The following is a 12,681-nucleotide window of genomic DNA, read 5'->3' on the forward strand; positions in this document are numbered from 1 at the left end:
TAATTAGAATTTAAGAGTAAGACCTAAATTAATAATACGTGTTGTAGGATAAGCCAGACCTGCCGAATTCTCAATTTCCGGGTCTATACCATGAGTATTGGTCAGAGTCAGTAAGTTCTGTCCTGAAACATACAAGCGTAAATCAGTAATAAAAGCTTTAGCCAGTATCGATTTCGGTAATGAGTAACCGAATTCAAGATTTCGGAGCTTCATATAACGTACATTATGCATCCAGAAATCGCTCTTCCAATAGTTACTGTGTCCTGAATTCCCGATCAATAAAGTCGGATATTTACCCGGAATCAAAGCACTGTTCGAATCTGTAATATCAGCTAAATGCCAAGTATCTTCCATATAATACTGTGCATTATTACCTCCGTCATGGAACGGATTACGTTGCTCATAATCCTGATATCTACTGTTCAAACCACCACCTGTCAAGTCGAATGCCAAGTCAAAACCTTTCCACTGGAAGCTGAAGTTAAGACCAAAGTTTACAATGGGAGTACCACCTTCTCTATATCCTAAAGGACGTTCATCCATACTATTAATTACACCATCACCATTCTGATCGACATATTTAATATCTCCCGGGCGAATTGTTTTATTGCCCTGACGGTCATTATCAATCGGCCAGGCAGCAATTTCCTCCCAACTCTGGAATTGTCCGTCAGATTCCAGCATCCAGTTCAGGTTACCATAACGTTCATCAATAGAATTACGATAATAATGCCATGAGTTACCGAAACGAGGTTTATACTGATTCCAATCCAGGAAACGTGAATAAGTCATATTCACTCCGATCGAATAATAAAAATCTTCTACATTATCATTCCACCGGATAGACAGGTCATAACCTGTATGCACGTCTGATTTCAAATTTTCATAAGGTAAATCAAAACCTGCTTCAGCCGGGATCAACACATCATAACGACGATCAGGCAAACCATCACGTGTACGACGGAAATAGTCAAACTGACCGGACAAACGATTATTGAGGAACGAAACGTCAAAACCGATGTCCAGTATTTTAGCTTTTATCCATGAGATAGTTGTAACGGGCAGACCACGGGGAACAGAGCCGACAACATAAGCGCCATCGATAGTTGAACCACCATCTTTGTAGTTATATCCTCCCATAAAATCAAACTCTTTATAAGAATCACCCAGGTTGTCATCACCTAACAAACCATAAGAACCACGGATCTTAAAATCATTTACGATATTCGACAACTTACTGTCTTTCCAGAAATTTTCTTCTGAGATACGCCATCCGGCAGAACCTGACGGGAAGAATCCCCAACGGTGATTAGGCGGGAATTTCCAGGAACCGTCATAACGTCCGGAGAATTCTAACAGATATTTAGATGCAAAATCATAATTGGCTCTGAAAGTATAACCCAAGCGGGCTTCCGTCCTATTACCATAATCATTAAATTCAACAATTTCATCTACATCTATTAAATGTAACGTATTGGATGTTGGAGTTGAATGGATAAAATGTTCCGGCTGATCACGTTTAATGGACTCCATACCTGCCATTACATCGATATGATGATCGTCAAAACTTTTCTTGTAATTCAACTGAATATTTGTCGTAATATCCTGGACTCTTTTGATCGTTCTGTCCCGGTAAGGGTTATGCATACCATCCACAACGATATACTCATCCTTATCTTCATCATAACGATACAGGTCCCATTCATTTTCCTGGTTATTCTGTTCACGCTGAGCGTAATAGAAGCCGAACTGGGCTTTTGCCGTCAATCCGTCAATAATCTTATATTCACCATTGAATGTAAGTTGCATTACACGCCAGTCATCCTGATATTTACCGGAAATATCATAATTCAACAGACCGAAATTCACATCCTTATTACCGGATGTTAATGCCGGATATTTAGGATTATCGTTTGCAAATGGACGAACTGTCGGAAGATTTCGGTAAGTACCGAATACCGGCAACCAATAGTCGTCACCACCCGGAACACCCGGATTGACACGCGATTCGATACGTCCGTTCATAGATGCACTCATTTTAAAACGTTCGGTAATCTGAGCATCAATATTCATCTGCGTATTATATCGTTTAAAACCGCCATAATTACGGATCATAGCATCCTGGTCGATATACCCTAAAGAGAAATAATAATTTACCTTATCAGATCCACCGGATACATTGGCTGAAACATAAGACTGAGGAGATGTTTCCCAAATGAAATCATACCAGTCAAATGATTGATAACCCTTCTCTGTTCCTTGTTGCCACTTACCCAAATCTTCCATCGTGTACTTACGGTTCTGTTCTTCCACTCCTTGTAACGTTTCCGATTGTATCCAATTAGAAACATAGGTAGCAGCATCCGCGGGTTTTGGGAATGCAGATGCAGACTGCCAGCCATAACGTGCGTTGATAGTTACCGTATTCTTTGTATTTCTGCGACCTTTCTTCGTTGTTACAACTACTACACCATTGGCAGCACGTACACCATAGATAGAAGCAGAAGCATCCTTCAATATAGAGATCGCTTCAATATCATTAAAGTCAATATTATTAAACTGCCCTTCATCCGTCTGGATACCATCTATTACATACAACGGAGTACCCATATTACGAATCTGAAGACCGGTACTTGCACCCGGACGACCATCCGTCTGACGGGAGTTCACACCAGCGATCTTACCAACCAATGCACCCGAAGATGTAGAGGCAGAAGAACGGGCTATATCTTTGGAGTCAATTAAAGAAATTGCACTCGTCAGAGATTCTTTCTTTTGTGACATACCGAAACCGGTAATAACAACTTCATCCAAAGCCTGTGCATCTTCTCTTAATGTTATATTTACAGTTGAACCTTTAACAGGTGCACGCTGAGTTATATACCCGATAAACGAAACTTCCAAAGTTGCATTTGGAGATGTACTCAAAGAAAAGTTTCCGTTCATATCTGTAATAGTACCATTAGTTGTTCCTTTTTCAACAACATTAGCTCCAATTACAGGCTCTCCTAAATTATCGATAACTGTTCCTGTTATCGTAGTTTTTTGCTGTTGTACCTTTGTTGCAATTGGCTCCAATCCATTTCTACCGGTTGCTCTCTTTTCATCCGGCAATAAAACAATCTGATTATTCGAAATCTCATAAGCTAATCCCGTCGATTTCAGAATACTATCCAAAATACTAGCAACAGTCTGGTTCTTCGCATTTACACTGACCCGATGAGAAAAATCTATTTTATTCTCATCATAAAAAAAGGAGTAACCACTCGCCTTTTCGATCTGGTTAATGGCCTCACTTAACAATACATTTTCTAATTGAATTGAGAAAGCTTTTGCCTGCTCGTTTGAATATCCATACAAACTTGAGGCAAGAAAAAAGAGACCGACAAACAGGGGTATTCTCCATATTTTCCCACTGGTCTCATAGAACATTTGCTTCTTCATAAACTCTTATTTTAAGATTATTATCGAAATAAATTAATTAATAAAAAGGTTAAAACAATATTACTTTTTCTTTCCTGTTACTTCATAGGCATCTGATTTTAAAGATTTTACTTATTCATAATTTTCACGATATTCTTTTCATCAAAACTATATTGGATTGGATTTGTCCGGGCCATTAACCGAAGAATCTCTTCCAGAGGCTCATGCCTGATAGAAAAAGTATAAGCCTGATCTTCAGGAATAAGAGGGTCCAGTATGATCTTTACACCATACCATTTAGATAAATATTTGGATAATTCCTTAATTGATTTACGCTCAAAATGAATAGACTCATTTGCCCACATGGCAGCAAAAAAGACATCATTTTTCTTTGTTAGGATACTGCCCTGTTTTTTGGAACAGACAGCCGTTTCACCCGGTACTATCGTTTTTGAAACTGAGCCATTGCCGACAACTACAGATCCGGACAACAGGCTAACATTTATATTCGGTTCATTATCACGTGCTGCCACGTTAAAAGTAGTACCATGTACTCTGACATCAAAATTATTACTCTTGACAATAAAAGGACGATCCGGATCCTTCTTAACATCAAAATAGGCTTCGCCCTTCAATTTGACATTTCTTGTTTTATTCCAGATTGAAGCTGAATATTCCAACGTAGATTCAGTATTTAACCAAACCTGCGAACCATCAGGAAGTATTACTTTCGATTTACCTGTCAGAGAAGAATAGGTATAAACCGGCCCTCCTTTATATGTTTCAAGAGAGATATATCCGGTTAAAGACAATAAAGCGAGGATTAAAATACATGCAACCCCGGAGAACCAGCGAAAAGAAGCCTGCGAGAATTTTATTATTCTAGGTTCATCTTTCTTCATGCGAAGCTCCATCTTTGCCCACAAAGCATCCACATTCGATTCAAAAGTTGTACCTTCTTCTATAATAGCTAACCAAAGAGATTGTAAATCTTTATATACGGAGAGATTCTTCTCGTCAGCAAGCCACCGTTCCAAATCAAGTTGCTCTTCTAACGAGATTTCATGTTTAAATCCCTTTATTATAATATCCCAAGGTATGTTTCTATCCATTTTTTGCATCTTATACATCGTGAGACTCAAAAAGAATAGCTACCCCCTAAAAGGATTGTATTTTTCTTTGAAAAAATTTGATCCGGGAAGATCACGGAAAGATAAATTGCTCATATTCAAAACGGTTACCAGATCCACCAGTTTCCGAATTGGATAATAAAAAAAGAAGCGTGGAAACTGTTGACATATCGATTCTGAGGCTCTGGACTGCCCCTATGACCAATATATACAACAGCCCACGCTCTTTATCTTGGTATACGCAATAACTTAGGTATATAACAAGAAAAGAGCATGAACGTTTGTTGTACCTTATCCGGTCATAGTGAAATTGTCCAGATTTCAGAATCGGATAATATCTTAAACGCTTATGCTTTACTCGTACATTGTACAGCCGGTTACGCTTTCCTTTTGCTGTACGAGGCAAAGATAAACAGAAGATTCCAATATCTACATATACTTTCTATACATAAATAATCCGTAAAGGATCAATTTCATAGCTAAAGAGATCGGTCACAACATCTACTCCGTTGTCGGAAACGATGCAATACGCAAACGGGCAGCTCCCATCGGAACCAATGTTATTTCGTCCAATGCGTCTGCTTTCGGGGCATCTTCACAAGGAAGCACACCGCATAAACCATATTCATCGATCTTCCATTCAGGAATAAGACGTCCTTTTGCCTTAAATTCCAACGGGACATTAGTCAATGTAAATGGATTATTATCAAAAGGCCATTCCTTACGCTGAACCGAGATCGGGCTGTTGAGCTGCAAAGCATAGTTCCACGGACTTGCCGGATAGATCTCATAAGTAGGCCATGCAGAAGCATCGGCACCCTCCTGCCATTTTGAATCGCCGATAGCTGTTTGACGACTGTCTTTCTGTTGATAATCTTCGTCTATCTTTAAAGACAAGCTCAGAGGACCATAATCGACACTAACGCTATTTTTATTTACCTGCCATTGGCGATAATTGAATGTCATGGGAACCGTAAGAACGATTTCGTCTGCATCCGACCACTCACGTGTGATCTTGGCATATTTACCGCTAATCAAATCGACACCCAACTTCTGACCGTTTACGGTAATCGACGCATCTTTACACCACGACGGAATACGCAAATAAAGTGGGAATGAAACCTTTTCAGGTGTCGTCAAAGTAAAACGAATCGTTTCCTCAAAAGGGTAGTTCGTTTGTTCTTTTATCGTCACTTCAGTTCCGTTTCCAACTTTAACTTTCGCCTGACAAGCATTATATAAAACAGCAGCTATTCCGTTATCCGGTGTTGCATAAATTAGATTTTCAGTATAATACGGCCATCCGAAACCATGATTATGCTGGCAACAACGACTACTGAACGGATTCATGGAAAGAAACGGTCCGCTATTATCAATACCCGGATGATGATTTTTAGAGTCACTCACGACATGATTCGGACTGGTTATATAACGAAGGGCCTTATAATCCGGCATCAATGCCGCCGGATAACTATTAAATGCCACATCCTCACAGTTTTCAGCCCAATAAGGATCGCCACTGATTTGCAGCATAATTTCATCTGAAGCCATCTGCTCCACAAAACCACAGGTTTCAGTACCTTGCCGGGGATCAAAGAAGCCGATACGTGCATTTTCGTCCGCACCGAACATACCCCCCGGTACTTGACCGAAAGCCCTGCGCACCAGGCTTTGCACATTATAGCTGGCAGCCAGCATGGATGAGTCCCCCGAAAACAGATAATAAATAGCCGGCTCACGGAAACACTGCGCTACATTTACATTATGCCAGTTAGGCAATTGAGTCGACTTTGTCCAGTCGGCCGTATTTTTATGTATTTTTTCGCCCAACGTAAGTAAGTTCTTATCGCCCGTGTGATTATATAGCCACACGACACTCCAAAGATTATCTCCGCCACGGCTATTTTCCCAATAGCTATATAAGAAATCTTCATCCGGGACAGTAAGCAGGTAATTACAATACTTTGTCATAAAATCGATTATCCGCTCATCATTCGAATATTCATAATAAGATTGCATGATCCACAGGACAATCATATTCGGCCAAAAATCCTGTTTACCGTCATTCAGATGCATCGGACCGAAGTTACCGTCTTCCCGCTGACTTTTCAAGATACCCTCAATCCAGAATTTAGCTTCATTCAGCATCTGATTATCTTCAACAATATAAGCCAGGTTTGCATACCCTCGCAACCAGTAAGGCACTTCTTCCCATCCCCACTGGCCTCCGGTTTCCAACCAGGCATTATCTTTCTTTTGCAACCAGGCACTGATCTCTCCCAGATGTCCGTTCAGACCTTCTTTTTGTAACTCCAGTTGTTGCTTCAACCATCCTTCCGGCTGAATAGTACCGGCCGGGAGTTTTATAAACTGCTGCGGCTGTAAAGGAGCCCGGTTACTTACATAAAAATCATTCTGCGTAGAAGTTGATAATCGATCGACCTGTTCCAGCAAGGTATCTTGTGGAGCTGTACAGGCACCACAAATCAAAGAGAGGAACAATATACTTTTCTTCATAATACAATTATTTTATTTCCGGAGAGATAAAATTCCGGAGAGGTTATTTAATCATTTATTCATTAATTGAGGAAAGAAAAAGGTATCAGGCAAAATACTAAAACGAATGATGCCATCCTGTGCCTTTTCCTGCAAAGAGACAATAGCTGTTTGCCTGGGAGATACAACGGAGTTCGAATAATGGGTATGGAACACATAACGCATATCCCCTTTTTCATCAATAAAAACATCTCCATGACCGGTCCCGTTATGCTTCAGCAGTTTACGGCTAATAACCGGATTCCCTTCATACTTCTTCCAGGGACCATAAGGTGAACAGGAGGTTGCGTAACCTACCGCATAATCTATATTCCGGAAATCATTAGCTGAATAGAAAAAGTAATAAACACCCTCTTTCTTAAGGATAGTAGGGCCTTCAGAAACCGGCCATTCCGAATGTGCTGTATTTTCCCAGTCTTCAGTTGCAGAGAGGCATTCCCGAAGAGTGTTTTCTTTTATAGCGGTAAGATCTTCATTCAGTTCAGCAACAAACAGGCGGTTTCCTTTTGTTAGACGGACATGATACAGATAAACCTTGCCATCCTCATCAAAAAACACATACGGATCGATCTGCTTGATTTCAGCAGGTAGTTTAGCTATTTTATCCTGACGAAAAGGTCCTAAAGGACTGTCGGCAGAAGCTATGGCTATAAACTCGTCAGCCGTATAAGCCATATAATATTTCCCTTTATAACGAAAAACCTGAGGCGCCCAAAACCCCTTCGATCCAAATGAATCGCCTTTCTTTAAAGCATATCCGTCGGAAGCGCCATTCGGTCCCTCCCACATTTTCAAATCTTTAGAAGTATATACCTGAAAACCGAAATTAGAATCTCCACCTGTACCATACAGGTAATAAGTTCCGTTTTCATAAAAGATCGTAGGATCAGCCAAAGAAATATGCTGTCCACAGACAGAGGTCACTCCAACCCAAAAGAACACAAAAAGCATCAAGAATATTTTTTTCATGGCATTGAGAATTATTGTAAAACATTTTCTTTTACAAAAATAGACTCAAAAAGGCTTGATACCCCCTAAAATATAAAGTTTTTTTACCACAAATATGAATAAGAATCGCCCAAATAGACTCTAATCTTCTTAAGGGCTATCGTTATTTGTCCCTCCACCGTCTTCTCTGAAATATGAAGTTGCTGGGCTATTTCTTTATTGGTTAAATTCTCTTCGCGGCTTTTCTTAAATATCTCCCTGCATTTCTCCGGCAAAAGACATACGGCCTCTTCTATCAAACGGTACAATTCCTGGAACTCCAAATCCGAATTATAATCTTGCCCCACTTCACCGGCAGAGACATCTTCCAGATAGACAGGTATTTTTTTATCACGGATATAAGTAAAAGCCTTATTACGGGCTGACTGAAAAAGATAGGCCTTCAATGTTAACTTTATCTCAAAGCGTTCGCGGTTTTCCCATATATAAGTAAAAATATCCAATACCAGCTCCTGCGATTTTTCCCGGTCATGGATATAATAGGTAATAAAACGCTCCAATGAATCCATATACTGATAAAACAAATGCTTAAAAGCAATCTGATCACCTTGTTTTATTAGCTTTAGCAATAATATATCATCGTTGTTACTGCCCATCCTCCAAATTCATTGATTGTTTTCACTGGCTTCAAAGATACACAAAGATTCAATATTTTCTTAATAAAGGAATCTTTTATTTAATATTCACGGATTAAAGCACTAAACATCAAATCCTTTTATTACCCTTAAAGATTAGTTGGATTACATAAAAAAACAAACCCCTCTGCAATTTGTAAATTGCAGAGGGGTTTACAAGCAGTGATTCCGGAGCGATTCGAACGCTCGACCCACGCCTTAGAAGGGCGTTGCTCTATCCAGCTGAGCTACGGAACCATCCTTATTTGCGGTGCAAAGGTAGTACTATTTTTTAAATATGCAAACCGGAAAGTCTTTTTTTTCATCAGAAGGGATAACCTACTGCAAAATGCCAGGCAAAGTTATTCTTCAGGTTAGGCTTCAAAATAGCCCACCGGTCCTTTCCTCGCTCCATCGGATTATATGCTTTCATACCCGTATCGAAACGAATCAGGAAGAAGTCGAAATCAAGACGCAATCCCAAACCATAAGAAACAGCTATCTCTTTATAGAAACGGGAGAAGTCGAAATTTCCATCCTTACGTTCCTTATCCGGTCTCATCGTCCAGACATTTCCGGCATCGACATAAGCAGCCAGTTCAAACTTCCAGAACATCTTTGTCCGGTATTCCAGATTCAGATCCAACCGGATATCTCCTACCTGGTCGGCAAACGATTTGACAGAATCCGCCAGCATACCGCCCGGCCCCAAGGTTCTAACAGACCATCCACGGACACTATTCGCCCCTCCCGAGAAATAAGTCCGTTCAAAAGGCAATATCTTCGCATTCCCATACGGATAACCAATCCCAACGCCCACATGAAAAGCGATTTTATTACGGCTATCCAGCACAATACTCTTACTAAAGTCGACATCCCCTTTCACAAACTGGGCATAATTGATACCGAACAAATTATATAATCCGTCTTTATCTTTTTTCGCCTGAGTCATTTTAGAGAATGCATACAACAGGTTACCTGCCATTTCAAACGAGACACGCAGCGAATGTGTATTCCGGAGACGGTTCTGGGGATTGTAATTCGTAAATGAATATGTATAACCGGAACCTACGACAAACTGGTCGGTAAAATTGTAAATCCGGGTAGAATTCGGCAAACTCTCTTCAAAGTCATGATCGATCTTCGGCAAATGTACATAATCGATATCGAGTAACTTAAACACATGGCGGGCTTGCGTATTCGACCGTTCCTGCCAAATATAACTCCAACCGCCGGACAGAATGGCACGCCTGTATTCCGGACGCGTTTGAATACTGTAACTAACCTTCAGTTCCGTAGATGCCCGTACCTTCCGTTTGAAATTTTCACTGACAAAAGGGAACAGGAAACGAGGAAACAATACAGATGTCTCTGCCCCCAACTCCCAATAATTACCGCCTGCCGAACTCTTGGACAAAGCCTCATAAGCACCACGCACCTTCGCAGAGAAAACCTCTGAACCTTTGAACAGATTCCTGTGCTGATAATTCAAGCTGGAAGCAAATCCGAAATCGCCCGCCGAATTTGTCCCTTCCAGGTCAACACCGAATCCCTGCAATTTAGCCGGAGAAGTCAGGATAGTACAATTCAGCATCATGGTATCCTGAACCTCCACTTCCGTAAAACGGATATTCACATTTCTCAAGGCCCGGAGAGCGGCAAAAGAAGAATAGGTTTGTTCAACCGCCCGCTCATTAAACAATCTGCCGGGAGTAATATAAGTACTTCTTCGCAAAACACCCGGACGGATACTCCTTCCATTATTTCCATAGAGGATCTGCAGATCTCCGGCTTTTACCGTATCGCCTGAAAGAGCCGACAAATCACTCTGCGCCTGGTTCAGCGGATCATAATCGGTAACGATCGTCACGTCTTTTATATAATACTGGCGATGAACGGTATCGACCACCGAGCCATCCGGCTTCAGTTTACGGTAAGGCTTCAGTATCATATCCAGATCGACTATATTCCTGTTATAAGAACTGTCTGCCAGATATGCCAGGTAATCGCGGTTGAACGCATAATATCCCCGTCTACGAAGCAAAGAGGTGATCCGCTGCCGTTCTTTATCCAGTATGTCCCTGTCGAACAAAGCACTGTCTTTCACCAGAGAAGTATAATCTTCCGGATAAATACGGAAAGCAGATGATACGGCCGAACGTTTGGGAGCAGTCAGATGAGCTATACTGTCGATCTTCGGATCATCCAGATTCATCGTATAATTATGTATCCGGTAAGGGATATTCGAATTGATCCGGTAAGTAACGACAGCCTTCTTCTGGCGCGAAGTATCCACCTCCGCCGTCACTTCCGCGTTTACATATCCTTTATTGATAAAAAAGCGCCTCAACTCATCCGCCGATTGATCGACCAGCGTAATGTCCAGAATCACAGGCGGCTCACCGATACGGCGAAGCTGCTTACTGAGCCAGCGTTTTTCATTCCGCCCCGACCAGTCGTAGACAAAAAGCTGCCACTTCATCAGACCGAACACCTTAAAGTTAGGCTGCTGCCTGAGATAAGGCTTCAGATCATTCGTTTTATAGGCTTTATTATCAGAGACAATCTCTACTTTATCAAGCAGATATTCACCGTCACCGACATATTTTGTCGTACTGCAGGCGGCCAGTATCCAAACAAGGCATATGAAATATAATATATGGAGGATTCCCTTCATCATTCGACCTTTTACGCACGCAAATGTAGCTGAAATTAAATAAAATCCCGTACTTTTGCTTTGTAAAAAGAGTAAAGATGCTGAGTAAGTCAAAAGTAAAACAGATACGTTCACTTGAATTGAAGAAGTTTCGTAACGAGACGAATACGTTTGTAGCCGAAGGAAATAAGCTGGTGGCAGACATGCTGCCTGCGTTCGAATGCGACCTGTTGATCGCCAAACCGTCGTGGATGGCAACGCAAGGTGATATTCCCGCCAAAGAACTGTTGGAAGCCGATGACGATGACATACGGAAAGCCAGCTTCCTGAAAAATCCGCAGGATGTACTGGCTGTTTTCAAACGCCCCGCCTGGTCATTGGAAGAAGCAAACCCTCAGCAGCAGCTCATCCTCGCTCTCGACGGCATACAAGACCCTGGGAACCTGGGAACGATCATACGGCTCGCCGACTGGTTCGGCATCGAACATATCGTTTGCAGCCAGGACACAGCCGACGCATTCAGTCCCAAGACAGTACAGGCGACCATGGGAGCACTCGTCCACGTAAAAGTCCATTACACAGACCTGCCCGCTTATCTGCAAAAACAAGCGGAACACCAGGTACCGCTATACGGAACATTCCTCGACGGAGAGAACATATACACAAAAGAACTATCGGAAACAGGCATTATCATTATGGGAAATGAAGGAAACGGCATCCGCCCAGAAACCGAAGCACTGGTCAACGAGAAGCTATATATCCCCAATTACCCGCAGGAAAGAGAAACGTCAGAGTCTCTGAACGTGGCAATCGCCACGGCCGTTGTCTGTGCCGAGTTCAGGCGTCGCGGGGGTAAAACAGGTTAAACGATAAATCAGCACCTGATCCCCGGCTGACACAGCTTCAGTCTTATTCAACCATTTAGCTCGGGATATAAAGATATCGGAAGGAGAATCCGAACTAACCGGCAACAACAAAAGTGTACCGTCATAAAACTCCGTACCTGCAATTTCCTGATCCAACGGAAAGACTCCGATCAGCTGTCCTTCCGCATTCAATTCGATATAATGCATACGGAACCATTGCTTCCAGTATATATAGTGTGACGCTATTCTACGCATAATTCCTTAAAACGAAAATTAGCGTTTAATTCTCTTTAAAAGGACTACAACATCCCAAGCAGACCACACCAATATCAAGAGCAAGAAAAAAGCCAAACACCATATTCTCCAATTCCATTCGCTTACATCCACAAATACAACCGTAAAAACAAGTGCTACGAGACAAACAACAA

The 12,681-nt window shown here is 41.5% G+C and carries 8 protein-coding genes and 1 tRNA gene; 1 reads left to right on the forward strand and 8 read right to left on the reverse strand.

The genetic code is table 11. The features are described 5' to 3' along the window. Nucleotides 1-3: 3 nt before the first annotated feature. From DWW23_RS14290 to DWW23_RS14320, 7 genes are all read right to left on the reverse strand, one after another. Nucleotides 4-3,444 (reverse strand): TonB-dependent receptor, encoded by a 3,441-nt coding sequence (locus DWW23_RS14290; protein ID WP_122353956.1) that lies wholly within the window; start codon nt 3,442-3,444, stop codon nt 4-6. A gap of 107 nt (nt 3,445-3,551) precedes the next feature. Continuing rightward, nucleotides 3,552-4,535 carry a FecR family protein gene (locus DWW23_RS14295; RefSeq protein ID WP_233564340.1) on the reverse strand — a complete coding sequence of 328 codons (984 nt, stop codon included), beginning with the start codon at nt 4,533-4,535 and terminating at the stop codon, nt 3,552-3,554. Between the two features lie 519 nt (nt 4,536-5,054). After that, nucleotides 5,055-7,070 carry a beta-L-arabinofuranosidase domain-containing protein gene (locus tag DWW23_RS14300; protein WP_122353958.1) on the reverse strand — a complete coding sequence of 672 codons (2,016 nt, stop codon included), beginning with the start codon at nt 7,068-7,070 and terminating at the stop codon, nt 5,055-5,057. A gap of 51 nt (nt 7,071-7,121) precedes the next feature. Beyond that, nucleotides 7,122-8,078: a glycoside hydrolase family 43 protein gene (locus tag DWW23_RS14305; protein WP_122353959.1), complete on the reverse strand. Its 957-nt coding sequence runs from the start codon at nt 8,076-8,078 to the stop codon at nt 7,122-7,124. Nucleotides 8,079-8,161: 83 nt separating this feature from the next. Continuing rightward, the gene (locus tag DWW23_RS14310) at nt 8,162-8,713 is read right to left on the reverse strand and encodes an RNA polymerase sigma-70 factor (protein WP_122353960.1); all 552 of its coding nucleotides are present in this window, start codon (nt 8,711-8,713) and stop codon (nt 8,162-8,164) included. A gap of 202 nt (nt 8,714-8,915) precedes the next feature. Then, nucleotides 8,916-8,989: transfer RNA gene (locus DWW23_RS14315), tRNA-Arg, on the reverse strand. 67 nt (nt 8,990-9,056) lie between these two features. Beyond that, nucleotides 9,057-11,411, reverse strand: coding sequence for a BamA/TamA family outer membrane protein (locus DWW23_RS14320; RefSeq protein WP_122353961.1), 2,355 nt, complete (start codon nt 11,409-11,411; stop codon nt 9,057-9,059). A gap of 74 nt (nt 11,412-11,485) precedes the next feature. On the opposite strand from DWW23_RS14320, the gene DWW23_RS14325 reads away from it, so the two are divergent. Next, a complete protein-coding gene (locus DWW23_RS14325) occupies nt 11,486-12,253 on the forward strand; it encodes an RNA methyltransferase (RefSeq protein WP_122353962.1) in 768 nt (255 codons plus the stop codon). Here DWW23_RS14325 and DWW23_RS14330 read toward each other — a convergent pair. Next, nucleotides 12,176-12,508, reverse strand: coding sequence for a hypothetical protein (locus DWW23_RS14330; RefSeq protein WP_122353963.1), 333 nt, complete (start codon nt 12,506-12,508; stop codon nt 12,176-12,178). The two genes, DWW23_RS14325 and DWW23_RS14330, sit on opposite strands and share 78 nt — an antisense overlap. Nucleotides 12,509-12,681 lie beyond the last annotated feature (173 nt).

The sequence above is a fragment of the Parabacteroides sp. AF14-59 genome, from assembly GCF_003479515.1.
Classification (GTDB): Bacteria; Bacteroidota; Bacteroidia; order Bacteroidales; family Tannerellaceae; genus Parabacteroides; species Parabacteroides faecis.